The following is a 26,283-nucleotide window of genomic DNA, read 5'->3' on the forward strand; positions in this document are numbered from 1 at the left end:
TCTGCCCGGCGGAGCCGGGGAATGCGAACGCGTGTCCGGTTGATCGCTGGATGGGGCGGTCGGGGCGCTGGTGGGGTGCAGGTGTGCGGGTATCCGACTTATGGTCGGCTCTTATGAAGCTGGTGGTGCGGGTGAAGCTGCTGCCAACGCCCGTGCAGGCGGCGGCACTTGAGGCGACCTTGCGTACCTGCAACGAGGCGGCGACCTGGCTGTCCGCTCGTGCCTTCGCCCATGACCGGAAGGCCCTGGATGCCTGGTCGAAGGAGCGGGAGGCGTCGTCGGGCAGGGTGGATCCGGCACCCCGGCCTCGGTCGGGCGAGATGTCCGCAGTCAAGACGAAACGCCAAGGCTCCCGGCCGACGGGCGACAGGCCGCGCAAGCCACGGCCGGTGCGGTCCTCCCGGGCCGCCCTGCAGGTGCTGGCGTACGGGGAGGTGAAGGAGCACGGCCTGTCCGCGCAGCCCGCCCTGCACGTGCTGCGCAAGGTCGCCGACGCCTACACCACTCTCGCCGCGAACGCGCAGGCCGGGAACCTGGGCAAGCCCGGATCGAAACGGTACGAGAAGGCGATGGGCAAGCCGGTCGCCTTTCGGCCCGGTGCTGCTCAGGCCTTCGACGATCGCTGTCTGTCCTGGCAGACCGAGGCCCGTACCGTCTCGATCTGGAGCACCACGGGACGGCTGAAATCCCTCGCCTACACCGGACAGGCCGAACAACTCCGAGTCCTTGACGTGCACCGGCAGGGCGAGAGCGATCTCGTCCACACCGACGGGCAGTGGTACCTGTTGGCCACCTGTGAGATCCCCGAGACGGTCCTCAACGCGATGCCGGACGGGTTCGACGGGGTGGACCTGGGGATCGTCAACATCGCCACCACCTCCACCGGCACTCGGTACAGCGGACGCAAGCTGAACCGGGCCCGGGAGAACGCCCGGCGGGTGCGCTCCACGCTTCAGGGGAAGGGCACCAAGTCCGCCAAGCGGCGGGCGAAAAAGTACGCGGGCCGCGAAGCACGCCGGGCCCGCGACATCAACCACAAGATCTCGAAGTGCATTGTGGCGGAGGCTGAACGCACCGGACGCGGCATCGCCCTGGAGGACCTTTCCGGGATCCGCGAGCGGGCACGGCTCAGGAAGCCCCAACGCGTCACCCTGCACTCCTGGTCCTTCCACCAGTTCGGCACGTTCGTGGCCTACAAGGCGCGTCGGGCCGGGGTCCCGGTGGTGTATGTCGATCCGGCGTACACCAGCCAGGAATGTTCCCAGTGTCACCACATCGATAAGCGTAACCGGCCTGCTCAGGCCGTGTTCGCGTGCCGGGTCTGTGGCTTCGTTGAGCACGCGGACCTGAACTCGTCCCACAACATCGCCGCCCGCGGCTGGTGGACGTGGGTCTGCGGGGCCCCGTCAACGGCCCCTGCCACCCCGGAACTCACGCTCCTCGCGTAAGACATCCAAGGTGGCTGGACGCAGCCGGGCCTCGCCGAAGCCATCGACGACCCGAGCAGCAAGCCCGGGAATTCATTCCCGGGTAGTTGACTGGTTTGTTGATGTCGAGATTCTCCGGGTCGACACAAGTGGCGTGGGGTCGGCGCAGCGTGCCGGCGCGCCCACAGCCCGTTCAGCCGAGGTGCCTCAGGTCCTCCGCGGTGTCGATGTCGTACGCCTCCGCCACATCGGAACACTCGACGAGGGTGATCGCATCGCGGTGCGCCCGCAGGTACGCACGCGCCCCCTGGTCACCCACGGCGCCCGCCGCGATGTCCGCCCACCGGTCGGCACCGAACAGCACCGGATGGCCGCGCTCCCCGTCGTACGAGGCTGCCGCCAGCGTCACCCGGGAGCGGTACGCCGACCGGACCCGGGCCACCGCCTGCGCACCGATGCCCGGCTGGTCGACCAGGAGGACGAGCGCCGCGTCCGCCTCCGTACCGGAGAGCGTGCCGAGCCCCGCCCGCAGTGAGGAACCCATGCCTTCCTGCCATTGCGGGTTGACGGTCACCGCGCATCCCGAGAGGTCCGCCCGCGCCCGCACCTCGTCCGCAGCGGCGCCGAGCACCACATGGACGGGGTCGCAGCCGCCCTCCCGCAGCATGCGTATGGCGTGCTCGACGAGCGGCCGCCCGCGGTGTTCCAGCAATGCCTTCGGCCGGCCGCCGAGCCGTCGGCCACCGCCTGCGGCGAGCAGCAGACCTGCGATGACCGGGGGAGATGAATGAGCCATGAGGCCCTGAATACCCCACGACGCCCATGAATTCCCACTCGACCCGGCCGTGGCCCGCATCCCCTAGGGGCTCCATCATGGTCACCCTGAATTCTGTCCCCGGAGTGGCGCACGGCACCTTTCATGGCGTTAACTTGCCCACCCCCGGACACTTGACCACGGTCCGGGACATGATCGAAACACTGGCATGAAGATGTGCGAGGGGGAGTGCTTTGTTGCGAAGCATGGGGCAGACGCGGGCGACCGGCAGTGGCGAGGACCCGAGGGTGACGGAGTTGCGTACGGCGGTCTCCCGGCTCCGCCGTGAGCTGGCGGGGCATCCCGCGGAGTTCCCCGACCGCGGGATCGCCGAGGACGAACTGGCGGCCCTGGATGCGATGGCGGTCACCGGTGTGCCCGAGATTCCGCGGCTGCGCCGCTCACTGCTGCTGATCGCGGGGGCGGTCGGCTCGGTCAGCGCACTGGCATCCGCGCTCAGGGACGTGCGGGTCGCCGTGGATCTCTTCGGCGAGCCGCCGCGCCGCTGACGTACGGGAGGGGAGGGCGCGGGCCGGGGGTCAGCGGCGGATGAGGCGGCGCGCCGTTGCCGCAGCGACCGCCGACGTGCGGGAGTCGACGCCCAATTTGGCATAGATGTGTACCAGATGGGACTTAACTGTCGCCTGACTGAGGAACAGCGCCTTGCTGATCTGCAGGTTCGACAGTCCCTCACCGACCAGTTGCAGCACCTCCAGCTCGCGCTTGGTCAGTGCCTCCGCGGGCGTCCGCATGCGGTCCATCAGCCGGTGCGCGACGGCCGGGGCGAGCGCCGAGCGGCCGGCCGCCGCCGTGCGTACCGCTGCCGCCAGTTCCTCGGGCGGGGCGTCCTTGAGGAGGTAGCCGCTCGCGCCTGCCTCCACGGCCGCCAGGATGTCGGCGTCCGTGTCGTAGGTGGTGAGGATCAGGACCCGGGGCGCGTCGGGCACCGCGGTGATCGCCGCGGTGGCCTCCGAGCCGTGCAGGCCCGCCCCGAACTGGAGATCCATCAGCACGACGTCGAACTCGCCGGTCGCCGCGAGCGCCACGGCCCGCTCGGCGGTGTCGGCCTCGGCGACCACGCGGAAGTCCGGTTCGGTGTCGAGGACGGCCCGCAGCCCCGCACGCACCACCGGGTGGTCGTCGGCGAGCAGCAGCCGGATAGGGGTGGCGGTCATGCGGCGGACCTCTCTTCATGCCCCGACAGTGGGAGGGGGAGGGTGAGCGCCAGGGCGGTGCCCTGGCCGGGGGCCGATTCCACACTCAGTGCGCCGCCGAGCGAACGGGCCCGGGACCGCATGGCCGGGAGACCGAAACCGCCGGTCGCCGTGGCCCCCGTGAGCGGCGGTGCACCCGGCGAGAAGCCCCGGCCGTCGTCCACGACGTCCAGCGACACCGAGGTGTCCATGAAGCTCAGCGTGATCTCCGCACGCCGGGCGCCGGCATGCTGCACCGTGTTGGCCAGCGCCGACTGGGCGGTACGGAGCAGCGCCACTTCGTACGGCGTCGGCAGCTCCACCGGCGTCCCGCTGACCGCGAACTGCACCGACAGATCCGGTCCGGTGGTGCGCGCACAGAGGCGTTCGAGGGCGCCCACGAGCGAACCGTTCTCCAGATCGGGCGGGGAGAGGGCGCGTACGAAGCGGCGGGCCTCGGCGAGATTGTCCTGCGCGGCTTCGCGGGCCCGGCGCACATGCGCGGTGGCGGGGGCGTCCGGCGGAAGGGTGCGTTCGGCGGCGCGTAGCAGCAGCTGAATGCTGGACAGGCCCTGCGCGAGTGTGTCGTGGATCTCGCGGGCCAGCCGCTCGCGTTCGGCGAGCGTTCCCGCCGTGCGCTCGGCGACGGCCAGCTCCGCCCGGGTCGAGACCAGCTCCTCGATCAGCTCGCGGCGCCGCTCGCTCTCCCGGAACAACGCGTCGTACCCGAGGACCGTGGCGATCGCGACCGCCGCACCGAGCAGCGGCCCGATGAAAGCGCCGGGCGTGACCGGCCCGCCGTGCATCACGAAGCCGGCGATGGAAGCTGCCGCGGTGACGACGACGGCGGGCAGACCCCAGCGCATCGGCAGCAGATGCAGTTGCAGGAAGTACAGCGGGAAGGCCAGCCACAGGGCGTCCGGCGAGAGGACGAGAAGAGCGAGCCAGATCGCCCCGAGGAGCGACAGCCACAGGGCGGCCGCCCGGTTCTGCGGCTGCACTGCGGGGGCGAGCGCGCCCGCCGCGTAGACAGCGGCCATGACGCAGACGAGCGCGACGACGGCGGGCGCGCTCGATGTGCCGTGGGTCACGGCCGGCACCGCGCAGAGCGCCAGCAGTCCCAGCAGCAGTGCGTGCAGACAGAACCGCAGCGCGGCGGCGACCGGAGTGTGCGAACGCGAATTCATGATGTGTTCCAGCGTAGACGTGCGGAGTCCGCGACCGGTCAATCGAAAGGTTGATGTCAGACCCGTCCGGCGTGCGATGTTTTCGCGGGCCGGCCGACCGAGGCTGGAGTCATGTTCGTCGCATGGAGAGATCTCCGGTTCGCCAGGGGCCGGTTCGCACTCATGGGCACGGTCGTGGTGCTGATCACGCTGCTCGTGGGCTTGTTGTCCGGTCTTACGGCCGGCCTGGCCAGGGAGAACACCTCGGCCGTCACGGGGCTGAACGCCGATCACCTCGCGTTCGCCGCCCCGCCCGACGGCCAGTCGGTGTCCTTCACCAACTCGACCGTCGAGGAGAGCGCGTGGCGGAGCTGGGCGAAGCAGCCCGGCGTCGGTTCCGCGCAGCCCCTCGGCATCCGTACGCTCAACGCCGCCACCGTTGCGGGGAAGCGGACGGCCGCCGTGTCGGCGTTCGGTGTTGAGCAGGACTCGGGCCTTGCCCCGACAGCCGGCGGAGCACACGTCGGCCCGGGGAGCGTCGTGCTTTCTGAGCAGGCCGCCGACGAGCTCGGCGCGGCCGCCGGTGACCGGGTGCGACTCGGCCGCGTCGAGGTGCGTGTGGCGGCGGTCGCAGGAGATGCCTCGTACAGCCATACACCGGTCGTGTGGACCTCGCTCGACGACTGGCAGCGCTTCGCGGACAGCGGGACGGGCGGCGCGCCGCACGCCACGGTGATCGCCCTGACCACCACCGGCGGCGCCGACCTCGCCGCCGGTGACAAGGCCGCCGGCACCAGCACGCTCTCCCTCGGCGATTCACTCACCGCCATCGGCTCCTACGAGGCCGAGAACGGCTCGCTTCAGCTGATGCGCGGCTTCCTCTTCGCCATCTCGGCCCTGGTGATCGGCGCCTTCTTCACCGTCTGGACGATCCAGCGCAGCGGTGACGTCGCCGTCCTCAAGGCGCTCGGCGCCTCCACCCCGTACCTGCTGCGCGACGCGCTCGGGCAGGCCGTCGTGATGCTCGCGATCGGCACGGGGCTGGGGACCGCGCTCGCCTCGGGCATCGGCGCGGTGGTCAGCGGCGGGGCCGTGCCCTTCGTCCTCGACGCGGCGACCGTCCTCGTTCCGTCCGCCGTCATGATCGCCCTCGGTGCCCTCGGGGCGGCGCTGTCCATCCGGCGGATCACCGCCGTCGACCCGCTCACCGCACTCGGGAGTGCCCGATGACCCTCACCCTCGCCGATGTCACCCTCACCTACCCCGACGGTGACGGCCGGCTCACCGCACTCGACCACGTCTCGCTCGACGTTCCCGCGGGCTCGCTCACCGCGGTCGTCGGACCGTCCGGCTCCGGCAAGTCCAGCCTCCTCGCGGTGGCGGCGACGCTGGTCACGCCGGACGAGGGGCGGGTCGTGATCGCAGGTCGCGAGACGGCGGGACTCGGGCGCGCGGAGAAGGCGGCGCTGCGCCGCGAACGCATCGGCATCGTCTTCCAGCAGCCGAACCTGCTGCCGTCGCTGACCGCCGCCGAACAGCTTCAGGTGATGACGCATCTGTCGGGCGGCAACGCCCGCGGCGCCCGCGGGCGGGCGCTGGAGCTCCTCGACGCGGTCGGTCTGGCCGACAAGGCGGACCGCAGGCCGCACCAGCTGTCGGGCGGCCAGCGCCAGCGGATCAATATCGCGCGGGCGCTGATGAACGATCCGGCGGTACTCCTGGTCGACGAGCCGACGAGCGCTCTCGACCACGAGCGTGGCGCGGCGGTACTGGACCTGCTGATCACGCTGACCCGGGAACGGTCGACGGCGACCGTGCTGGTCACCCACGACCGGATGCATCTGGACCGGACGGACCGGACGGTGGTGATGCGGGACGGGCGGCTGACGGAAGCGGTGCTCAGCTGATCCCCGAACGAACATGTCGGTGCCCGCCGGGTCCCTGCCCGGCGGGCACCGCTGCGTCCGTGTGGTCTCAGCCGGTCGGACCGCTGCTGGCCAACGCGTCGGACAGCTCCTTCGCGACCTGCTGGAGGATCGGCACGATCCGTTCCGTCGCCGCCTCCGTCACCCGTCCCGCCGGGCCCGAGATCGAGATCGCGGCCGAGGTGGGGGAGTCGGGTACGGAGACCGCCAGGCAGCGGACCCCTACCTCCTGCTCGTTGTCATCGACCGCATAGCCCGCCCGGCGGACCTGGTCGAGGGCGTCCAGGAAACCGTCCGGGGTGGTGATCGTCTTCTCGGTGGCGGCCGGCATTCCGGTGCGGGCCAGCAGCGCCCGGACCTCCTCCGGCGGAGTGTGCGCGAGCAGCGCCTTGCCCACCCCGGTGGAATGGGGGAGCACCCGGCGGCCGACCTCGGTGAACATCCGCATCGAGTGCTTCGACGGCACCTGGGCGACGTAGACGATCTCGTCGCCGTCGAGCAGCGCCATGTTCGCGGTCTCGCCGGTCTCCTCGACGAGCCGTGCGAGATACGGGCGGGCCCAGGTCCCGAGCAGCCGCGACGCGGACTCGCCGAGCCGGATCAGGCGCGGGCCGAGGGCATAGCGCCGGTTGGACTGCTGGCGTACGTAGCCGCAGATGACCAGGGTGCGCATCAGCCGGTGAATGGTGGGCAACGGGAGTCCGCTGCTCGCGGAGAGTTCGCTGAGCCCGACCTCGCCCCCGGCGTCGGCCATCCGTTCCAGCAGATCGAAGGCGCGCTCAAGTGACTGCACACCGCCGCTCGAACCGGTGGGTTTGGAGTCGGATGTGCTGGCGTGGGACGGCGGCACGTCAACGGTCCTTTCGAGGCGTAAGGGCAAGGCAGCAGCCTACCGGGAGGTTCCCCATCGGCCCACTGCCCCCGGTGCGGCGTCCTGGCCGGTCAGGGCCTGTTTGTCCGGGTGCTCGGGATCAGCCGGACCGTTCCGCGATGCCGCACCTGGTCCATGCTACGTTCCGCTCTTCGAAATTGGTCTTTTACTTTGTGGAAATCTCCAGTCGGATGTGCGGAGTGGTCCGCTGGCTGTCCGGCGAGGAAGGTGGGGTCTTGACGGGCTGGAATCCCGAGTGGAGACTCCTTCAACAGTTCGTTGAATTTCTTCGGTGGCCGTGAGCCGCCGACCATCCGGAAGTGAGGGGCACGGGTGTCCGGTGCGGACGTGAACCTGGTACTGCGCTCGACGCGCGTCGTCACCCCCGCGGGGACGCGCCCCGCGACGGTGGCCGTCGCCGGCGGCACGATCGACGCCGTCCTGCCGTGCGACACCGAGGTGCCGGCCGACGCCCGGCTCCAGGACTTCGGTGACGACGTCCTGCTGCCCGGCCTCGTCGACACCCATGTCCACGTGAACGACCCCGGCCGCACCGAGTGGGAAGGCTTCTGGACCGCCACCCGCGCCGCCGCGGCGGGTGGGATCACCACGCTGCTCGACATGCCCCTCAACTCCCTCCCGCCGACCACCACCGTCGGTCATCTGCGTACGAAGCAGCAGGTGGCAGCCGCCAAGGCGCACATCGACACCGGCTTCTGGGGCGGCGCGATCCCGTCCAACGTGAAGGATCTGCGGCCGCTGTACGAGGCCGGGGTCTTCGGCTTCAAGTGCTTCCTGTCGCCCTCCGGGGTCGAGGAGTTCCCGGAGCTGGACCAGGAACAGCTGGCCCGCTCCCTGGCCGAGATCGCCGGCTTCGACGGGCTGCTGATCGTGCACGCCGAGGACCCGCACCACCTGGCGGCCGCACCGCAGCGCGGCGGACCCGCCTACGCCGACTTTCTCGCCTCCCGGCCGCGCGACGCCGAGAACACCGCCATCGAGAGCCTCATCGCGCACGCCAGGCGGCTGAACGCGCGCATCCACGTCCTGCACCTGTCGTCCAGCGACACGCTGCCGCTGATCGCCGCCGCCAAGCAGGAGGGGGTACGCGTCACCGTCGAGTCCTGCCCGCACTTCCTCACCCTCACCGCAGAGGAAGTCCCGGACGGGGCGACGGAGTTCAAGTGCTGCCCGCCGATCCGGGAAGCCGCCAACCAGGATGCGCTCTGGGCCGGGCTCGCCGACGGTACGATCGACTGCATCGTCTCCGACCACTCGCCCTGCACCGTGGACCTCAAGACGCCGGACTTCGCCTCGGCCTGGGGCGGCATCTCCTCCCTCCAGCTCGGACTGCCCGCCATCTGGACCGAGGCGCGCCGGCGCGGCCACTCGCTCGACGATGTGGTCCGCTGGATGTCCACCGCCCCCGCCGAGCTGGCCGGACTGACCCGCAAGGGCGCCATCGAGGCCGGGCGCGACGCCGACTTCGCGGTCCTCGCCCCCGACGAGACCTTCACCGTCGACCCCGCCGAGCTCCTCCATCGCAACCAGGTCACCGCCTACGCCGGTATGACCCTGCACGGTGTCGTGAAGTCGACCTGGCTGCGCGGGCAGCGGATCGCAGCCGACGGCGTCTTCACGGAGCCCACCGGCCGCCTGCTGGAAAGGAACCACTGACCATGACGGCGACAGCGCACTTCACCGGTGACGCCGACCCGTACGGAGGCGGCGATCCGTACGCCGACTACCGCACCGCCGACTTCCCCTTCACCCACTTCGTCGATCTCGCCGACCGGCGGCTCGGCGCGGGTGTGATCGCCGCCAACGACGAGTTCTTCGCCGAGCGCGAGAACCTGCTGAAGCCGGAGCCCGCGGAGTTCGACCCGGAGCACTTCGGGCACAAGGGCAAGGTCATGGACGGCTGGGAGTCCCGTCGCCGCCGCGGCGTCAGCGCCGCGCAGCCGCACCCCTCGGACGAGGACCACGACTGGGCGCTGGTACGGCTCGGCGTGCCCGGCGTCATACGCGGCATCGTCGTCGACACCGCCCACTTCCGCGGCAACTACCCGCAGGCCGTCTCCATCGAAGCGGCCTGTGTGCCCGGCTTCCCGTCCCCCGAGGAACTCCTCGCACCGGACGTGACGTGGACAACCCTCATACCCCGTACGGCCGTCGGCGGCCACGCGGCCAACGGCTTCGCGGTCGACGCCGGCCGGTGCGTCACCCATCTGCGGGTCAACCAGCACCCCGATGGCGGAATCGCCCGGCTCCGGGTCTACGGAGAGGTCGCCCCCGACCCCGCATGGCTGGCCGCCCTCACCACCTTCGACCTCGCCGCGCTGGAGAACGGCGGCCAGGTCGAGGACGCCTCCGACCGCTTCTACTCCCCGGCCACCAACACCATCCAGCCCGGTCGCTCCCGCACGATGGACGACGGCTGGGAGACCCGACGCCGCCGCGACAAGGGCAACGACTGGATCCGCTACCGGCTCGCCGAGCAGGCGGAGATCCGGGCCGTCGAGATCGACACCGCCTGCCTCAAGGGCAACTCGGCGGGATGGGCGAGCCTGTCGGTGCGGGACGGGAGGAGCGGAGACTGGGCGGAAGTGCTGCCGCGGACCCGGCTGCAGCCCGACACGAATCACCGCTTCGTCCTCCCGGAGGCCGTGCGCGCCACGCACGTGCGGATCGACATCTTCCCGGATGGCGGTATCTCACGGCTGCGGCTGTTCGGCTCGCTGACGGAGGAGGGGGCGGCCCGACTGGCCGCCCGCCACCAGGAACTGGGCGGCTGACGAGGACGGGCGGCCCTGCCGCCCCTCGCGGGTGGCGACGCCTGCCACGCCTTCGGGCGCGGCGGCTCCCGCCACCCCCTCGGGTGCGCCCGATGCGTCCGCATCCAGGGCTTATGGGACCCTGAGTGCGTCGCACATCCCGAGCAGGAGTTGTCATGATCTTCATCGCCGTCAAGTTCACCGTCCACAGCGAAGAGCGCGACAACTGGCTGCCCGCCGTCGAGCCCTTCACCCTCGCCACCCGTCAGGAACCGGGCAACCTGTTCTTCGAGTGGTCGTACAGCGTCGAGAACCCGGACCAGTTCGTGCTCCTGGAGGCCTTCGCGTCCCCCGAGGCCGGAGAGGCGCATGTGAAGTCCGAGCACTTTGCGGCGGCTATGGACCAGATGGCGGACCTCGTCGCGGTGACCCCGGAGATCATCAATGTCGAGGTCCCGGGCGACGGTTGGTCCCGGATGACGGAGCTCAGGCCCAGCCGTCAGTAGTCCGTGAGTCCTGACGGTTCAGACCGACCGGCACCTGGGGCGGCGTCGCGGGCTGGGCGCGCACATCTGCCGCGTTGTCGTCCATCACCATGGCTCCATCCTCCGCCTTGCAGCCGCACGCACCCAGCCCCGATCCTTATCCCACCCCCCATGTGCCGGTCGGTCTCAGAACTCCTCGTGGACATCCGTCATCCGGGCGGAGGCGCGCTCGACGTGGGTGCGGACCTTGCGGTGGGAGGCGTTGTGTTCCTCTTTCCAGGCCGGGAGTTCGGTCTGGTCTTTCTCGCTCACTCCGGCCGGTTGCGGCGCTGCGATCGCGGATCCGGCGCGCCTGACGCCACCGGTGCGGGCGTCGGCTGACGGTGCACCAGGGCTTCGGTCGGGTCGAAGTGCAGTGTTTGTCCGCCGTCGCCTGCGGCCCGGTACGGACACCGCAGGAACTCTCCTGGCTCCAGGCGTACTGCTACCCGCCGTCACAGTGAAACAACGAAGACTTCGCTGTGGGATTCGTTTCGCTGAATGGAACCTACTGACCCCCCACCTAAAGTAACCCACCGGGTTGCGCGCCTTCAAATACCCCCCGGGGGGATAACCCGGTTGCCTGTCTGCCTGAAACGGGCCGATCCCGGATCGGTCTTGGATCACACCCCCCGTGCGGTGGGGAATGCGTAGAAGGAACGATGACCATGAATGCTCACTCCTCTGTGCTGGTTCGGTGGTCACGCACGTGCCTGGCCGCTGTCGCCGTTGCCGGAGCACTGGGACTGCTCAGCGCGTGCGGCGGATCGTCACACCCCAAACCAGCGGGCGCGCTGAGTCCCGGCACTGGCCAGACCCTGCCGGGAACGCCCGGTGTCTCCGGAACCGGCGGTACGGTCACCCCACCACCCATCACGTCCTCGGCCTCACCTGCCACCGGCCAACCGTCCGCTCCGACGGCCGCCAACGCGGTGACGATCAAGAACTTTGCCTTCTCCCCGGCCAAACTGACGGTCAAGAAGGGCACGAAGGTCACCTGGACCAACACCGACCCCGACACTCACACCGTCACCAGCAAACAAGGGTCGGGCGGGCCGCTGAAGTCGGCAGGCCTGGCCACCAACGCCACCTACAGCTACACCTTCACCAAACCCGGCACCTACGCCTACTACTGCACCGTCCACCCGTTCATGACCGCCACCGTGGAGGTGACCCCATGACCGGACCCACACACGACTCCAGCGGCGACGGCGAGCACGGTATGACCCGTCGTCAGCTCATGCGGCACTCCGCCTGGTTCGGTGGCGCCGTGGTCCTGACAGTCACCGGGGGAGAGGTGATCAGCCATATCTCCGGTTCGTCGGACCCCACCCCGGCAGGCAGCGCAGACCTGCGGTTCGTGCAGATCTCCGACAGCCACATCGGCTTCCATGGCCCGGCCAACATGAATGTCGCCGGAACACTCACTGCAGCGATCAATCAGGTCAACTCCCTCGGATTCTGACCCGACTTCGTCATGCACAGCGGTGACCTGACACACCTTTCCACCCCCGCCCAGTTCGACCAGGTCAAGCAGATACTGTCGCAGCTGCGCACGGACCGGATCTTCACCGTGCCGGGCGAGCACGACTCGATCGGAGATAACGGACGGGCATACCGACAGGCTTTCGCCAAAAACACCCTCGGCGACGGCTGGTACAGCTTCGACACCCATGGTGTGCACTTCATCGCGCTGGTCAACACTCTGCACCTTGAGCAACTCGGCCATCTGGGCAGCGATCAGATCGACTTCGTCCGCAAGGACATCGCCGGCCTGTCATCGGACACCCCCATCGTCGTCTTCAGTCACATCCCGTTGTTCGCGATGTATCCGAAGTGGGGCTGGGGTACCGACGATGCGGTGCAGGTGCTGGCGATGCTGCGCCGTTTCTCCTCGGTCACGTGCCTCAACGGGCACGTCCACCAGCTGTTCACCAAGACCGAGGGCAACATCACCTTCCACTCGGCCGCCCCCACCTGCTACCCGTTTCCCCAACCCGGCCATGGCCCCGGCCCCATTCCGCAGGTGCTGCCCGCCGGACGCCTCAAGGACGCACTTGGCATCCGCACCGTCGACTACCGGCAGGGCAGCCACGCACTGGCGGTCAAGGACGAGAAACTCACATGAACACCCGGAGCCTGCCCGCCCTCGCACAACACGGCACCGGACAGATGAACCAGACGCCGACGCACCTCCCACACAGCGGACACCACCCGGCGCGGCGGCCTACCCGCCGACCGACAAGTGGCAGGCCGGCTATCGAAGAGGGAGCATGGACAGGAAGCGTGCGCTTCATGCGCCGGCCACGTTTCCGCGCGAACGGTAAAATTTTTCAGTAACAGCACCCGTCTGATGACTGGCCTCGAATTTCTTGCACGGGCCACGGGATGCACGCAGTGGTCTGACATGATTTTGTTACGGCGCCCTGACGGTTACGCGACGTCGGCGCAATAGGTGGTCACTAGCCGGAACCGATGCGCGATTCGACCGTGCGTGTCGGTCTAAATTCCAGAGCGGTTATCATTCCAGAGCGGTTATCGGGGTTCTGTTTTTCGGGCGACGGGCAGAGCACATCGATCTCAGGGCACCCCTCGACGGTTGAGTGTCGTCTGCCGCACTTCGCCACTCCACCTGTAGGAATATCCCGAACATTCGATCAGAAACGGGCCTGCGCATGGGATGGCTCACTTTCGGTTACTTCATATCGTATGTTCCGTACGCCATGCTGGTGAAAGCACTGGCCAGCGGAGTGACTCCGCTGTCGGGGAATCCGGTCAGCGGCTCTGAGTTGCTGCCCGCAGCCGTCCTCGGGCAGCTCGTGGTGATGCCTGTGTTCGTAGCCCTGTCGGGTTGGTGGCGGCACATGCGGCGGAGTGGGATCGGGGGGCGTTGGATTCCAGTGGCGGGTCGGGACACGTTGGCAGCCGGCTTCTTCGCTTCGCTTATTATCGGCACCACCACGATGAACTACACCTTTTCCGGTGTGTCGATCCTCTTCATGCTGTTGTTGATGCGCGGGGGAGTTCTGGTTGTCTCCCCGTTGGTTGACAAGGCGCGCAAACGGCGGGTGACGGCATCTTCCTGGGTGGGGTTGTGCCTCAGCCTGATCGCGGTTTCAGTGGCACTCGGTGATGTGAACAGCTACCACCTCACGCTGGCTGCCGTGCTGAGCGTCCTGATCTATCTCGTCGGCTACATGGGCCGGTTCGAAATCATGAGCCGGGTGGCCAAGTCGGGGGTTCTCGCAACAGACCGCCGCTTCTTCGTGGAGGAGCATGTCGCCGCACCGGTTTGGCTGGCTCTGCTCCTGGCGGCAGGGGCACTGGCCGGGCAAGCGCAGTTGCGAGCGGGCTTCACCACATTCCTCGGTACCCCTGTCGCGTTGGCGGCGGCGGGCATAGGCGTGGCGTACGAGGTGCTGTTCGTCTTCGCTTCGCTGATCTACCTGGACCGACGCGAGTACACCTGGGGCGTGCCGGCATGGGCGTTCGCCAGCCTGATGTCCGGTCTGGCCGCCTCCTTCTCGCTGGCGTGGGTGGCCGGGCTCCAAGCTCCGGGGGACGCTCAGCTCCTCGCGCTCGTCTTCGGCGTTGGCGCAGCGGCGGCGCTGTCCTACCCGTCGGCCGTCACCTGGTGGCGGGTACGCGCCACCAGGGCGGTGTGCCGCGTGCTGTTCGTCTGCGGCGGGAACACCTCCCGTTCGCCCATGGCCGAGGTCATCGCGTGGGCCCAGGCCGCGGAGGCGGGAGTCGCGTACGCCTTCTGGTTCTCCAGCGCGGGTGTTGCGACGACGCGGCCTGGGGACCCGATGGCTCCCGACGCCAGGTCCGCGCTCACTGAGCTCGGACTGGACCGAGTGCCGGGCCGCGGGAATCCCTGGCTTCACCGAGCACGCCCGGTCACTCCTGAGCTCTGCCGGGACAGCTCCGTCATCTACTGCATGACCCGGGCCCATCGCCACGGGGTGATCGCCATGGCACCCGAGGCCGAGGGCCGCACCCTGTGCCTGGATCCACGCTGTGACATCCCTAATCCAGAGGGGCAGTCCCCGGAGGTGTACGGCCGGTGCGCCCGGCACATCCAGCGGTCCGTCCGCGTCCGCCTGGGCGAACTGCTTCGCTCCGACCTCCTCGCGGCGCACCGACGAGCCGCAACACCCGGATGTGGCAGGTGATCGCGGTGATCGGCAGCACCCCGGAGGCGTTGGTGGACGCCCTGTGTGAGGCGTTCGACCGCGGTGATCGGCCCACGCCTGATGACGCCGACCGGCCGCCGTCGATGGACGACGTCGTCGAACGCCGTGCCCGCGCCGCCAGGTCGGGAGCGCTGCCGACCAAGGGGGACGCCACCGCGGATACCGCCGCCGCACGGGCTCATTTCCGCGACAACCTGCGCCTCAACGGGCCGCCGACCGCCGGCTACGCGGATGCCCTGCGCCTGCTGCTGGGCATCGACTCTGACCGTCCCGTCGTGTGCACCCCGGCTGTCAATCGGTTCGTCCTGCCGCGGGCCCCTCTGGAGGAGTACGTCCAATGGAGCGGCTGACGAGCGGGTGCGATGCCGCCGTCACGCGGCGGGCTCACATCGTCGCAGTGGTCGCCCAACCTGAGGATCTCACCACGCCTCGCCTGCGCGGCCTCGCAGGGGTGGCCGACGCGCTGGAGGTGCGTGCCGACCTGGTCGGCGACCCCGATCCGCACCGGCTGCGCCAACACTTCACCGGGCCAGTGACCTACAGCCTGCGATCCCCGCGCCACGGCGGCCGCTCGGCTGTCGGCCCGGTCGAACGCCGCACCCGGCTCCTCCGCGCGGCGGACCACTATGACGTGGTCGATCTGGAGGCCGTGGACGACTTGGTCCCGGAACTGCTGGCGGGCATCCCCGCCCGGCAGCGGCGCGTCTCCTGGCACCAGCCCGAACCCGCACGCCCCGAGCGGAGCGCCGACCGCGGGGCAGGCGTGCTGGAGGCATCCGCGGAACTGCGGGAGCGGTTCGCCACGATGGCCACCACAGCTGCGCTGCTGTACCTTCTCGTGCCGCAGTCGGGAACCCACTATGGGTCGGCCTCGCCGCTGCTGCTCACCGGGCTCGGGCGCTCCGACGTGACGGCGTTCGCGTCCGGTCCGGCCGGCACCTGGACCCGGGTGCTGGCGCCGTGGCTGGGCGCGCCCCTCGCCTTCGGCCGGGCCGGTGCCCCGGGGGCGGACGGAATGCCGAGCGTGGGCCAACTCCTGACCGACTACGGACTGCCCGCGCTGCCACCGCTCAGCGCCCTGTTCGGCATTGCCGGCCGTGCCCCGGGACGCTCGCTTTCACCCCGGCTGCACAATGCGGCGTTGCGGGAGCTGCAGCTGCCCGCGCTCTACCTGCCCTTCCAGGTGGACACGTTCCCCCGCTTCTGGCGCTGTGCCAACGACTTCGGGGCGCTGGCCCGGCTGCCGCTACGCGGGCTGACCGTGACCGCTCCCCACAAGCAGAGCGCGGTCGAAGCAGCCGACATCGTCGGCCCGCAGGCGCTGCGGTGCGGCGCGGCCAACGTTCTGTGGCACGACGCCGGGCGCTGGCGGGCGGCCACCACCGACACCGCCGCTGCCCTGCACATCCTTGCCCGGGCCGGGGTCGATCCCAGCGGCCGCAGGGCCGCCGTCATCGGTTGCGGCAGCACCGGGCAGGCTGTCGCGCTGGCCCTGCTCGAGGCCGGAGCCCGGGTGACCCTGGTCAACCGGGGGCATGCGCGCGGCCGGGAAGCCTCCTCGCGCCTCGGGGCTCCCTACGTACCGCTCTCCCGGTTCTCCCCGGCAGGACACGCTGTGCTCGTCCACGCCACACCCCTGGCGGAAAGGCAACCGTTTCCGGTTTCCGCCGTTGACCCGGACGCGGCGGTGTTGGAAATGGTCTACCGCGATCCTCCGACCGCGCTCATGAGCGCCACCCGCGCCCGCGGACTGATCGGCATCGACGGCTGGGACGTCCTGCTCGTCGAAGTGAGCGAACAATTCCAGCTGTTGACAGGGCATCCGTTCCCCGATGCGCTGCCACTGCGCTCCCTCTGCTTCAGCCAGGTCGAGCGCGCCGACGTCCACGACTTCACCCAGCCGGGGGAATCGCCCCCGGCTGGGCCCACGAGCGGACAGGCACCATGACGACCCGTCCGCTCGGCTCCCGCCAGGTCATCCTCTGCGGCTCCCTCAACCGCGGCCTGCTGGCCATTGATGTCCATACCGTCCATACCGTCGATCCGCAGACACCGAACGTGATGTACCGCGCCCACTTCTCCCGTTCGGAAGGGGCCGTCCTGCTATGACCGACGACCTGGGACACGGTCCGGCCCGCGATCCGGTGGCCGGGGGCGACCGGGTCGTTCTCGACGCCGTGGCGAAGCTGGCCGCGGACAACTTCGCCCCCCGCGCCGAGGAATACGACCGCAGGGCCGCCTTCCCCGCCGAGGACTTCGACGATCTGTTCTCCGGCGGGTTCCTGGCCGCCCCTGTGCCGCGGGAGCACGGCGGCCTGGGCTACGGGCCCCAGCAGCGCAACACCCTTCCCCTGTGGGAGATGACCACCACGCTGGCCAAGGCCGATCTGTCACTGGCCCGTTGCTGGGAGGGGCACGCCAACGCACTCGTCCTCATCGACGCCCTGGCCGGCCCGGAGCAGAAGCGACACTGGTTCACCGGCGTGGTCGAACACGGAGAGAAATGGGCCGCCTGGAGCGGCGAACCCCAGGCCCCCAAGCCGGGCGAGAGCAGTCGCTTCGGCACCGTGCTGACACCCGTCCGCAGTGGCTGGACCCTCAGCGGCAGCAAGGCGTTCGCCACCAGCGCCACCGGAGCCCAGTGGGCGATCCTGCTCGTCGATCCGGCCGGCCCCGGCGGAGCCCGGCACGGCCGAGAGGCCCACGGAAAACTCCTGCTGCTCGCCTGCGACCTGTCCGACCCGACTGTGACGGTGGACAGTTCGTGGTGGGACCCGATCGGCATGCGCGCGACGGTCAGCCATGTGGTGCGGTTCCACGACACCTTCGTACCGCGCGAGCATCTCATCGGCCGCCCCGGCGGCTACTTCGAAGGGCACTGGCAGACCGCATTCATCCCGCACTACGCTGCCAGCTTCCTCGGCGGCGCCCTGGCCGCGAACGAATACGGGCTCGGGTATCTGAGGCGGCAGGGCAAGGGCGGTGATCCCCATGTGCAGCAGCGGGTGGGCAGCATGGCGGTCAACATCGACACCGCCCGCCTCTGGTTGCGCTACGTCGCCGGTCTGTGGGACGAAGGCAGGGTCGAGGAGGCACGGATCGCCGGCAGCAGGGCCTGGCATGTGATCGAGCATGTGGCGGAAGAGACAGTGCACCACGTCATCCGCGCGTGCGGTGCCCGCAGCCTGATCCGCCCGAGCCCCGTGGAGCGGATCCTGCGCGACCTGACCTTCTACGCGCTCCATGACAACGACGACCACGTCCTGGCGGCCATCGGGCAGGCCGTACTCGGCGAGCAGCACGACCCGTCGTTCCACAGACCATGACTCCGAATCCTCAAGCCGGGTAAGGGAACACGTCATCGCAGCGCATCCATCGGCGACGATGCATGGACATGCGAGACCAACGACCTACGAGTGCTTGGGCGCGCAGCCGTCGCGGCTGAGGCCGGGTCGGCGCGCGGGGCACGTACGGCTCGCGACGGCCTGCGCGCCGGTCACCAGGCTGCGGGCGACGAGCATGGCCGCGTCGGCAGGGGCGTCCGGCGGCGCACCTGAATGTGCCTGATCGTCCGCGCCGGGGCCCGCTTCGAACGCGGCTGCCTCCCCACCCCGTCAACTACGAACAGGGCCCCTCCTTCACCTGGCTCGGCATGCCGCTCTCATCGGCCGTCCGGCCCAACCGCTCTCCTCGATTCACGTACCTGCTGACGCGCCGACTGGACCCGGCAGGGACTCTTCGGACCTATTGGCGAGATCGGCCCGCAACGCCTGGAGAACCTGTTGAGAAGCCCTCGCCTCGCGACTGCCTCGGTCGCCGCAGACGCCATGCGTGCCACGATGCACAACGGTTGCTCCGGCGGCAGAAGGACGACGATCGCCGTGAGCCCGCAGCCCGCACGGGTGGCGGTCGCATCCGCCCGCACCGATCCTCGCTTCGTCTCCGGCCCGTCGGCTCACACCACCAGCAACCGCAGCGCCGCGCCCGGCACCACGTGGAGTGCCGTCCGGCTCCAGGGCGGCAAAATCGAGAGCGGGGGCGGCTGATCACGTGGACGGCCTCGCTCACCCTGTCAACCACCGACGGCTCCACGGCGTCCTGTGGATGCTCCTGCCCGTGGCGGTCATGGTCGGCCTCTACTGGTACGGCCGGGTACACACCCCTGCCTACGAGAACAGCCTCTTCGGGCAGCGCGGCGACGACGCCAGACTCCTCAAAGCCCAACTCGGCTCCGCAGTAATGGGCCTGGCGCTGATTCAGCTACTTCTCGCCCTCTGGATGTACGGCCGTCTGCCCGCACTGCGCACCGCACCGCACCGCACCGGGTCAACACGACGCACCGCCTCATCGGTCTGACCGCCTTCCTCCTCTCCCTCCCCATCGCTCAGCACTGCATCACCACCTATGGCGTCCAGCTGACCGACACCCGCCTGGCGCTGCACTCGCTCACCGGCTGCTTCCTCTACGGGGCCTTCGTCGCCAAGGTCATCGTGGTCCGCCACCGCCACTGGCCCAGCTGGGCACTCCCTCTGGCTGGAGGCACCCTCGTCACCGCGATCGCCCTGGTCTGGTACGCCGCTCCCTTCTGGTACCTGAACGGCTTCCAGGCACCCGGCCTGTGAGCAGAGCGCGAGACGTCTCTGCCGACGGCCAACGGCGGCCCCGGCCCCGGGCTGGATCAGGTTCACCGTGATGGAGCGCGGGCCGAGCTCATGGGCGAGCGGCTTGGTGAGACCGGCAAGCGCCGGCTTGCTCATCGCGTAGAGCGTGGCGCCCGGACCGCGCGCGTGCCTGCTCAGGGCCGTACCGACGGAGATGATGCGGCCGCCGTGCTCCATCCGGGCGGCCGCCGCCCGGCAGGCGAGGAACACCGCCCGGACATTGACGGCCAGCACCCGGTCCACATCGGCCGGGGTGCGTGAGCCGATGGGGCCGAGGACGCCGATGCCCGTGTTGTTGACGAGAATGTCGAGCCGGCCGAACGTGTCCGCGGTCTCGTGCACGGCCGCCGGGACCGCCTCGGGGTCGGCAGAGCCGGCGCGCAGGGCGAGCGCCCGGCGGCCGTATTGCCGATCCACTCCCTGTCGCGGGGCGGAGGCCGTTATTCCTTGAGCCGGTCCGCCGCCACCATCACCGAGGCGCCCGTCACCACCAGCACGATGTTGACGAAGACCGGGTAGCCGCTGAGGAATTCCAACCGCCGCACCACCGCCCAGAGCCGGAACCAGCCCGTCCATTCGTGCAGCAGCCCGGCGACGCCCTGGATGAACACGATGAAGCCGGCCGACTCGCAGAGTTTCTTCATGGGGAGAGCCTCGCGGGCCCGGTCCGGCCGCGGCGTCGGCCGCCGGTCTGCGGCACGGCGCCGAAAGTATCCGATCCGGCAACTTTGGTGGCTTCCCGCTCCCGCACGGCCGGTACGAACCCGTCACTTGAGTAATTTTGTCGATATGACGCGTACGGAGTACCGCTGGCTGCTGCCCTCGGCCATGGCCGATCCCGAGCTGCCCGGCGACCACGGCCGCCGGGCGCGCCGCACGGTACGGGACTGGGTCGTCGACATCACGGCCTTCCTCTGTGCGGCCGGCTTCGGCCTGCTCGCGGCCGCCGCGATCGACGCCGACCGCACCACCCCCGACGGTGTCGTCCTCATCGACTCGCTGATCGGCGCCGCGGCCTGCTGCGCGCTGTGGACCCGGCGCCGGTGGCCGGTCGGACTGGCCGTGACCCTGACGCTGCTCACCACCGTCGAACCGGTCGCTGCCGGGGCGATGCTCGTCGCGCTGTTCAGCGTGGCGGTGCACCGGCCGTTCAAACCGGTGGCCGCCATCGGTGCGCTGGCCCTGGCCGTCGCCCCCGTACAGCCGTATCTGCGCCCCGACCCGAACGCCTCGTTCGCCGCCTCCACGATCATCGGTGTGCTGCTGGTCCTGCTGGTGCTGAGCTGGGGCATGGTCGTGCGGTCCCGACGTCAGCTCGTCGTCACCCTGCGCGAGCGCGCACGCCGGGCCGAGACCGAGGCCGAGCTCCGCGCCGAGCAGGCGCAGCGGCTGGCCCGCGAGGCCATCGCCCGAGAGATGCATGACGTCCTCGCCCACCGCCTCAGCCTCCTCAGCGTCCATGCGGGCGCCCTCGAATTCCGCCCCGACGCGCCCCCGGCCGAGGTCGGCCGGGCCGCCGGGGTGATCCGGGACAGCGCGCACGAGGCGCTCCAGGACCTCCGCGAGATCATCGGCGTCCTCCGCAGCCCTGGCGACAATGGGGAGGGCAACCGGCCGCAGCCCACCCTCGCCACCCTCGACGCGCTGATCGCCGAGTCCCGTCTCGCCGGCATGAAGGTCACCCTCGACAACCGCATCGCCGACCCGGCCGCCGCCCCCGCCGCCACCGGCCGCACTGTCTACCGCATCGCGCAGGAGGGCCTGACCAACGCCCGTAAACACGCCCCCGGAGCCGAGGTCACCGTCACCGTCACCGGAGGTCCGGGCGACGGTCTCACCATCGAGGTGCGCAACCCGGCGCCCGTCGAACCGTTCGAGCGGGTCCCCGGCTCCGCCCAGGGCCTCATCGGCCTGACCGAGCGCGCCACCCTCGCCGGGGGCCGCCTCGACCACGGGCCCGAACCCGACGGCGGATTCGGGATCCGGGCCTGGCTACCGTGGACCTCATGACCAACCCCCTGGATCCTCCGGCCCAGCCCGTGCGGCTGCTCATCGTCGACGATGATCCGCTCGTGCGGGCCGGGCTGACGTTCATGCTGGGCGGCGCCGCCGACATCGTCATCGTGGGGGAGGGAGCGGACGGCTCCGAGGTCGCGGACCTCGTCGACCGGCTCCGCCCCGACGTGGTGCTGATGGACATCAGGATGCCGACCATGGACGGACTGGCCGCGACCGAGGCGCTGCGCAGCCGCCCCGACGCCCCGGAGGTCGTCGTCCTCACCACCTTCCACGCCGATGAGCAGGTGCTGCGGGCCATCCGCGCCGGGGCCGCAGGATTCGTCCTGAAGGACACGCCGCCCGCGCAGATCGTCGACTCGGTGCGCCGGGTCGCGGCCGGTGACCCCGTGCTGTCGCCCGCCGTCACCCGGCAGCTGATGGACCTGGCCGCGGGCGTCGCAGCGGGGACCGGCGCTGACGGCCGCGCGGGCCGGGCCGAGCGGGCACGCCGGAGGATCGCCGGTCTCGCCGAGCGGGAGCGCGCGGTCGCGGTCGCCGTCGGACGCGGCTGTTCCAACGCGGAGATCGCCGCAAGCCTCTGTCTCAGCGTGGCCACCGTGAAAACGAATGTGTCACGCATTCTCGCGAAGCTCGACTTCAACAACCGTGTCCAGATCGCGCTGTTGGTGCACGACGCGGGGCTGCTCGACGAGGAGGACGACGGGCCGGGCCACCTGAGGGCTGTCCCGTAATCCCTGGCGGGCGCACGACGACAGCTACGGCACCTCGCTGCGTTGTCGGAACGCCCGAATACGCCCAGTCGAGAACGCCCCTCCGCCTTGCGATGGACCGCATCTGACGCCGCGCGCTGATCCACCAGGGACGACGGGACAGCCCTTAGGGTGAGACGGTTCGATCCGGGGCGATCGAACCGAGCCGGCCGGGAGGGAAACGTGTCCGCAGTCGACATCGATCTTCGCGGGGTCCATGACTTCACCGCGAACCCCTATCCGACGTACGCGAAGCTGCGCTCCGCGGGACCGGTGCACACCATCCGCACCGATGACGCCAAGCGGATCTGGCTGATCGTCGGGTACGAGGAGGGCCGCGCGGCCCTCGCCGACCAACGGCTCAGCAAGGACTGGCGGACCTCGGACCTCTGGACCGGTGACGGCGAGCCGATCGACGCCAACATGCTGGAGATGGACGCACCGCACCACACCCGGCTGCGCAAACTCGTCGCCCGCGAGTTCACCGCCCGCAGGATCGAGTCGTTGCGGCCACGGGTCCAGCAGATCACCGACGAACTGCTCGACGCGATGGTGCCCGCCGGGCGCGGTGACCTCGTCGACGCGCTCGCCTTCCCGCTGCCGATGACCGTCATCTGCGAGCTGATCGGCGTGCCGGACCTGGACCGCGACCGGTTCCGCCTGCTGTCGAACGGCATCGTCGCCCCGACGTCCGCGGACACCGGAAGCGAAGCGGTCCGCGCGATGGGGGCCTATCTCGTGGAGCTCATCGAGGACAAGCGGTGCGCGCCCGGCGACGACCTGATGAGCGCGGTGATCAGGGTGCGGGACGAGGAGGGTGACGGACTGTCGCCCGACGAACTCGTCGGGATGGCCTTTCTGCTGCTCGTCGCCGGACATGAGACCACCGTCAATCTGATCTCCAACGGGGTACGGGCCCTGCTTGCCCACCCCGGACAACTCGCCGCACTCCGTGCGGACCTCGATCTGATCGACGGCGCGGTCGAGGAGATGCTCCGGTACGACGGTCCGGTGGAGACCGCCACCTTCCGCTTCGCCCAGGAGCCGGTCGAGATCGGCAACCGGACCATTCCGGCGGGCGAGGCGGTCCTGGTCGCCCTGGCCGGTGGCGACCGCGACCCCGCTCGCTACCCGGACCCGGACCACTTCGACATCCGCCGGGACGCCCAGGGCCACCTGGCCTTCGGCCACGGCATGCACTTCTGCATGGGGGCGCCGCTGGCCCGTATGGAGGGCCGGATCGCGATCCGTACGCTGCTGGAGCGGTGCCCGGAACTCGCACTCGACCCGGCTGGTGCGGAGCTGGACTGGCTGCCCGGGATGCTGATCCGAGGGGTCCGGCACCTGCCGGTGCGCTGGTGAGGTAAGAAGGCGTGTCATGAGCGGACTTGACATACAGATGGCGCAGAAGGTCCTCGACAGCCAGCCGTTCAGCGGGCTCGTCGGGGCACGGATCACCGCCTTCGGGGACGGCGCCGCCACCCTCGAAGTGGACATCCGGCAGGAACTCCAGCAGCAGAACGGCTTTGTGCACGGCGGCGTGCTGTCCTACGCCGCCGACAACTCGATCACCTTCGCCGCCGGAACGACCCTCGGGCCGGCCGTACTGACCGGTGGCTTCTCGATCCAGTACATCCGTCCGGCGACCGGTCGCACCCTGATCGCCCGCGCCGCCGTCGTGCACACCGGCCGTCGCCAGGCGGTGGTCCGCTGCGATCTGTTCGCCGTGGCGGACGGCGGTGCGGAAGCCCTGTGCGCGGTCGCCCAGGGAACCGTGCTCTCCGCCGAGACGCGCTGAAGGGCCCCTCCTGGCCAGTCGGGCGACCGAGGCGACCGAAGCCGCGGACGTCGTCGATCTCGCCGCGCTCGGTGACCGCAGAGGCATGCCGATCCGGGGCCGCGAGCGGCTGCCGGTCGCCTGGTAGCGGGGCCCGCACCGTCAGTCGGTGCGGATCTCCGCCACCGCCACCGGCCGGTGCTCGCGCCGGGACAGCTCGCACGCCTCCGCGATCCGCAGCGCGTGCAGAGCCTCCCGGCCGTCGCACGGGTTGGCTGCCTCGCCTCGCACCACCTGGACGAACGCGTCGAGTTCCGCCTCGTACGCGGCGGCGAACCGCTCCAGGAACCCCGGCCACGGCTTGGCCGGGGCGGCGGGGCCCTGGGGTTCCACCGACGTCAGCGGCATACGGTCGTCCAGACCGACCGCGACCTGGTCGAGCTCGCCCGCCAGCTCCATCCGTACGTCGTACCCGGCGCCGTTGCACCGGGTCGCCGTCGCCGTCGCCAGTGAGGAGTCGTCGAGGGTCAGCAGCGCCGCCGCCGTGTCGACGTCGCCCGCCGCCCGGAACATCGCGGGACCGGCATCCGAACCGGTGGCGTACACCTCCACCACCTCCCGGCCCGTCACCCACCGCAGGATGTCGAAGTCATGGACCAGACAGTCCCGGAACAGGCCTCCGGAGTGCGGCAGATATGCGGCGGGCGGCGGCGCCGGATCGGACGTCATGGCCCGTACGGTGTGGAGCCTGCCGAGCGCCCCGCTCCGCACGGCGGTGCGCGCCGCACTGTACCCGGCGTCGAAGCGGCGCATGAAGCCCAGTTGGAGCACGCTCCCGGCCCGCTCGACCTCATGCAGGGCGCCCAGCGTCCCCGCCAGATCCAGTGCGATGGGCTTCTCGCAGAACGCCGGCAGGCCCGCCCGTGCGGCCAGTCCGATCAGCTCCGCATGGGCCGAGGTGGCCGAGGCGATCACGACGGCATCCACCCCCGCGCCCAGCACCTCGGCCACGGACCCGACGGCTGTCGCGTGGCCGATGCGGTCCGCGATCCCGGCCGCCCGCGCTCTGTCGATGTCCGTCACCACGAGGGTGTCCACCTCGGGGTGGCGGGCCAGCGCGCCCGCATGGAAGGAACCGATCCGGCCGGTGCCGATGAGTCCGATACGCATGGACCCAACGTGCCGCCCACCAGCTGCGCTGTCAACTATATGTCCTGACAAATGGGGGTGTGTTCGATGTCTCGAGCCGCCGCACCCACACCCGGTACGGCTTCGGTGTCACATCGGTGTCACGGGCGGAGCGACGCGATGAGGCGCGAGCGCCCGGATTGTCCGGACAACAGGACGACCTGACTACCGGTGTTCCGGACGTGACAGCTACGCTCCTGCCGTGTCCAAACCCACTGCCGACCCCGTCGCCCTCGAACTCGGCGTGGACCGCAGCAGCCCGGTCCCGCTCTACTACCAGCTGGCCCAGCAGCTGGAGGCGGCCATCGAGAAGGGCCGGCTCGCCCCCGGCAGTCTTCTCGGCAACGAGATCGAGCTCGCGGCCCGGCTCGGCCTGTCCCGCCCCACCGTCCGCCAGGCCATCCAGTCGCTCGTCGACAAGGGGCTGATGGTCCGTCGCCGCGGGGTGGGCACCCAGGTCGTCCACAGCCAGGTCCGACGTCCGCTCGAACTGAGCAGCCTGTACGACGACCTGGAGGCCGCCGGGCAGCGCCCCACCACCCGCGTCCTGCGCAACACGGTCGAGCCCGCCCCCGCCGCGACCGCCGCCGCGCTCGGCGTCCCGGAAGGCACCGAGGTCCACCTCGTCGAACGGCTGCGGTCCGCGCACGGCGAACCGATGGCCCTGCTCCGCAACCACCTGCCGGCCGGCATCGTCGACCTGTCCACCGAGCGACTGGAGGCCACCGGCCTCTACCGGATGCTGCGGGCCGCCGGAGTCACCCTGCACAGCGCCCGCGAGACCGTCGGCGCCCGCCTCGCCACGGCCGAGGAGGCGGCACAGCTCGCTGAGCCCGAGGGCGCGCCGCTGCTGACCATGGAACGCACCACGTACGACGACACCGGGCGGGCGGTCGAATTCGGCTCGCACATCTACCGGGCGTCGCGCTACGCCTTCGATTTCCAGCTGCTTGTCCGCTGACGCCCGCATATCGGCCCGTTGACGGGGTCCCCGCTCCT

At 70.2% G+C, this 26,283-nt stretch carries 29 protein-coding genes and 2 pseudogenes; 23 read left to right on the forward strand and 8 right to left on the reverse strand.

The window, feature by feature from the left end:
- The first annotated feature begins 113 nt into the window (after nt 1–113).
- Entirely contained in the window at nt 114–1,448 is a 1,335-nt protein-coding gene (locus AB0N06_RS18970) for a transposase (RefSeq protein ID WP_366135826.1), read from the forward strand.
- A gap of 172 nt (nt 1,449–1,620) precedes the next feature.
- Here the strand turns inward: AB0N06_RS18970 and AB0N06_RS18975 are convergent, their stop codons facing one another.
- On the reverse strand, nt 1,621–2,223 hold the full coding sequence (locus AB0N06_RS18975; RefSeq protein WP_366135827.1) for a nucleotidyltransferase family protein: 603 nt from the start codon (nt 2,221–2,223) through the stop codon (nt 1,621–1,623).
- 224 nt (nt 2,224–2,447) lie between these two features.
- On the opposite strand from AB0N06_RS18975, the gene AB0N06_RS18980 reads away from it, so the two are divergent.
- A complete protein-coding gene (locus tag AB0N06_RS18980; RefSeq protein ID WP_358857310.1) occupies nt 2,448–2,750 on the forward strand; it encodes a DUF5955 family protein in 303 nt (100 codons plus the stop codon).
- A gap of 30 nt (nt 2,751–2,780) precedes the next feature.
- Here AB0N06_RS18980 and AB0N06_RS18985 read toward each other — a convergent pair whose 3' ends face one another.
- Nucleotides 2,781–3,416: a response regulator transcription factor gene (locus tag AB0N06_RS18985; RefSeq protein ID WP_366135828.1), complete on the reverse strand. Its 636-nt coding sequence runs from the start codon at nt 3,414–3,416 to the stop codon at nt 2,781–2,783.
- Complete coding sequence (locus tag AB0N06_RS18990) at nt 3,413–4,621, reverse strand: sensor histidine kinase (RefSeq protein ID WP_366135829.1); 1,209 nt, start codon at nt 4,619–4,621, stop codon at nt 3,413–3,415. Before AB0N06_RS18990 ends, AB0N06_RS18985 begins: the two co-directional genes overlap by 4 nt.
- Nucleotides 4,622–4,732: 111 nt before the next feature.
- On the opposite strand from AB0N06_RS18990, the gene AB0N06_RS18995 reads away from it, so the two are divergent.
- Together AB0N06_RS18995 and AB0N06_RS19000 are read left to right on the forward strand one after the other, a co-directional pair.
- A complete protein-coding gene (locus tag AB0N06_RS18995) occupies nt 4,733–5,830 on the forward strand; it encodes an ABC transporter permease (protein ID WP_366135830.1) in 1,098 nt (365 codons plus the stop codon).
- Entirely contained in the window at nt 5,827–6,507 is a 681-nt protein-coding gene (locus AB0N06_RS19000) for an ABC transporter ATP-binding protein (protein ID WP_366135831.1), read from the forward strand. Before AB0N06_RS18995 ends, AB0N06_RS19000 begins: the two co-directional genes overlap by 4 nt.
- Before the next feature lie 67 nt (nt 6,508–6,574).
- Here AB0N06_RS19000 and AB0N06_RS19005 read toward each other — a convergent pair whose 3' ends face one another.
- Nucleotides 6,575–7,375, reverse strand: coding sequence for an IclR family transcriptional regulator (locus AB0N06_RS19005; RefSeq protein WP_366135832.1), 801 nt, complete (start codon nt 7,373–7,375; stop codon nt 6,575–6,577).
- Between the two features lie 354 nt (nt 7,376–7,729).
- Between AB0N06_RS19005 and allB the strand changes: the two genes are divergently transcribed.
- The 3 genes from allB to AB0N06_RS19020 all read left to right on the forward strand — a co-directional run bounded on the left by allB (nt 7,730) and on the right by AB0N06_RS19020 (nt 10,676).
- Nucleotides 7,730–9,073 (forward strand): allantoinase AllB, encoded by a 1,344-nt coding sequence (allB, locus tag AB0N06_RS19010; protein WP_366135833.1) that lies wholly within the window; start codon nt 7,730–7,732, stop codon nt 9,071–9,073.
- A 2-nt stretch (nt 9,074–9,075) separates the two neighbouring features.
- On the forward strand, nt 9,076–10,191 hold the full coding sequence (gene alc, locus AB0N06_RS19015) for an allantoicase (RefSeq protein ID WP_366135834.1): 1,116 nt from the start codon (nt 9,076–9,078) through the stop codon (nt 10,189–10,191).
- A 155-nt stretch (nt 10,192–10,346) separates the two neighbouring features.
- Nucleotides 10,347–10,676: a putative quinol monooxygenase gene (locus tag AB0N06_RS19020; protein ID WP_366135835.1), complete on the forward strand. Its 330-nt coding sequence runs from the start codon at nt 10,347–10,349 to the stop codon at nt 10,674–10,676.
- A 189-nt stretch (nt 10,677–10,865) separates the two neighbouring features.
- On the opposite strand, the pseudogene AB0N06_RS19025 reads toward AB0N06_RS19020, so the two are convergent.
- Nucleotides 10,866–10,961, reverse strand: a pseudogene (locus tag AB0N06_RS19025) (IS5/IS1182 family transposase); the annotation flags it as partial.
- Nucleotides 10,962–11,362: 401 nt separating this feature from the next.
- Here AB0N06_RS19025 and AB0N06_RS19030 point away from each other — a divergent pair.
- From AB0N06_RS19030 to AB0N06_RS19080, 11 genes are all read left to right on the forward strand, one after another.
- The gene (locus AB0N06_RS19030; RefSeq protein WP_366135836.1) at nt 11,363–11,875 is read left to right on the forward strand and encodes a cupredoxin family copper-binding protein; all 513 of its coding nucleotides are present in this window, start codon (nt 11,363–11,365) and stop codon (nt 11,873–11,875) included.
- Nucleotides 11,872–12,159, forward strand: coding sequence for a hypothetical protein (locus AB0N06_RS19035; RefSeq protein ID WP_366135837.1), 288 nt, complete (start codon nt 11,872–11,874; stop codon nt 12,157–12,159). The genes AB0N06_RS19030 and AB0N06_RS19035 overlap by 4 nt, the downstream gene beginning before the upstream one ends.
- Nucleotides 12,160–12,171: 12 nt before the next feature.
- Nucleotides 12,172–12,822 carry a hypothetical protein gene (locus AB0N06_RS19040; protein WP_366135838.1) on the forward strand — a complete coding sequence of 217 codons (651 nt, stop codon included), beginning with the start codon at nt 12,172–12,174 and terminating at the stop codon, nt 12,820–12,822.
- 835 nt (nt 12,823–13,657) lie between these two features.
- On the forward strand, nt 13,658–14,869 hold the full coding sequence (locus AB0N06_RS19045) for a hypothetical protein (RefSeq protein ID WP_366135839.1): 1,212 nt from the start codon (nt 13,658–13,660) through the stop codon (nt 14,867–14,869).
- Between the two features lie 5 nt (nt 14,870–14,874).
- Entirely contained in the window at nt 14,875–15,240 is a 366-nt protein-coding gene (locus tag AB0N06_RS19050; protein ID WP_366135840.1) for a hypothetical protein, read from the forward strand.
- Nucleotides 15,228–16,838, forward strand: a complete 1,611-nt coding sequence (locus tag AB0N06_RS19055) for a hypothetical protein (protein WP_366135841.1) — start codon at nt 15,228–15,230, stop codon at nt 16,836–16,838. The genes AB0N06_RS19050 and AB0N06_RS19055 overlap by 13 nt, the downstream gene beginning before the upstream one ends.
- Entirely contained in the window at nt 16,835–16,999 is a 165-nt protein-coding gene (locus tag AB0N06_RS19060) for a hypothetical protein (RefSeq protein WP_366135842.1), read from the forward strand. Before AB0N06_RS19055 ends, AB0N06_RS19060 begins: the two co-directional genes overlap by 4 nt.
- Nucleotides 16,996–18,216, forward strand: coding sequence for an acyl-CoA dehydrogenase family protein (locus tag AB0N06_RS19065; RefSeq protein WP_366135843.1), 1,221 nt, complete (start codon nt 16,996–16,998; stop codon nt 18,214–18,216). The genes AB0N06_RS19060 and AB0N06_RS19065 overlap by 4 nt, the downstream gene beginning before the upstream one ends.
- Nucleotides 18,217–18,771: 555 nt before the next feature.
- Nucleotides 18,772–18,936, forward strand: coding sequence for a hypothetical protein (locus AB0N06_RS19070; protein ID WP_366135844.1), 165 nt, complete (start codon nt 18,772–18,774; stop codon nt 18,934–18,936).
- A 79-nt stretch (nt 18,937–19,015) separates the two neighbouring features.
- Nucleotides 19,016–19,246 carry a DUF6529 family protein gene (locus AB0N06_RS19075; protein WP_366135893.1) on the forward strand — a complete coding sequence of 77 codons (231 nt, stop codon included), beginning with the start codon at nt 19,016–19,018 and terminating at the stop codon, nt 19,244–19,246.
- A complete protein-coding gene (locus AB0N06_RS19080; protein ID WP_366135894.1) occupies nt 19,243–19,512 on the forward strand; it encodes a DUF6529 family protein in 270 nt (89 codons plus the stop codon). Before AB0N06_RS19075 ends, AB0N06_RS19080 begins: the two co-directional genes overlap by 4 nt.
- Nucleotides 19,513–19,554: 42 nt before the next feature.
- On the opposite strand, the pseudogene AB0N06_RS19085 reads toward AB0N06_RS19080, so the two are convergent.
- Together AB0N06_RS19085 and AB0N06_RS19090 are read right to left on the reverse strand one after the other, a co-directional pair.
- Nucleotides 19,555–19,953 (reverse strand): annotated as a pseudogene (locus AB0N06_RS19085) (SDR family NAD(P)-dependent oxidoreductase); the annotation flags it as partial.
- 38 nt (nt 19,954–19,991) lie between these two features.
- A complete protein-coding gene (locus tag AB0N06_RS19090) occupies nt 19,992–20,195 on the reverse strand; it encodes a hypothetical protein (protein WP_366135845.1) in 204 nt (67 codons plus the stop codon).
- 145 nt (nt 20,196–20,340) lie between these two features.
- Between AB0N06_RS19090 and AB0N06_RS19095 the strand changes: the two genes are divergently transcribed.
- The 4 genes from AB0N06_RS19095 to AB0N06_RS19110 all read left to right on the forward strand — a co-directional run bounded on the left by AB0N06_RS19095 (nt 20,341) and on the right by AB0N06_RS19110 (nt 24,117).
- Nucleotides 20,341–21,561 (forward strand): histidine kinase, encoded by a 1,221-nt coding sequence (locus tag AB0N06_RS19095; protein WP_366135846.1) that lies wholly within the window; start codon nt 20,341–20,343, stop codon nt 21,559–21,561.
- A complete protein-coding gene (locus AB0N06_RS19100) occupies nt 21,558–22,301 on the forward strand; it encodes a response regulator transcription factor (protein ID WP_366135847.1) in 744 nt (247 codons plus the stop codon). The genes AB0N06_RS19095 and AB0N06_RS19100 overlap by 4 nt, the downstream gene beginning before the upstream one ends.
- 201 nt (nt 22,302–22,502) lie before the next feature.
- Nucleotides 22,503–23,681 (forward strand): cytochrome P450, encoded by a 1,179-nt coding sequence (locus AB0N06_RS19105; protein WP_366135848.1) that lies wholly within the window; start codon nt 22,503–22,505, stop codon nt 23,679–23,681.
- Between the two features lie 16 nt (nt 23,682–23,697).
- On the forward strand, nt 23,698–24,117 hold the full coding sequence (locus tag AB0N06_RS19110) for a PaaI family thioesterase (protein WP_366135849.1): 420 nt from the start codon (nt 23,698–23,700) through the stop codon (nt 24,115–24,117).
- A gap of 141 nt (nt 24,118–24,258) precedes the next feature.
- On the opposite strand, the gene AB0N06_RS19115 is transcribed toward AB0N06_RS19110, so the two are convergent.
- A complete protein-coding gene (locus AB0N06_RS19115; protein WP_366135851.1) occupies nt 24,259–25,266 on the reverse strand; it encodes a Gfo/Idh/MocA family oxidoreductase in 1,008 nt (335 codons plus the stop codon).
- Between the two features lie 220 nt (nt 25,267–25,486).
- Here AB0N06_RS19115 and AB0N06_RS19120 point away from each other — a divergent pair, with 220 nt between their 5' ends.
- Nucleotides 25,487–26,245: a GntR family transcriptional regulator gene (locus AB0N06_RS19120; protein WP_366135852.1), complete on the forward strand. Its 759-nt coding sequence runs from the start codon at nt 25,487–25,489 to the stop codon at nt 26,243–26,245.
- Nucleotides 26,246–26,283 lie beyond the last annotated feature (38 nt).

Source organism: Streptomyces sp. NPDC051020, from assembly GCF_040683105.1.
Taxonomy (GTDB): Bacteria; Actinomycetota; Actinomycetes; order Streptomycetales; family Streptomycetaceae; genus Streptomyces.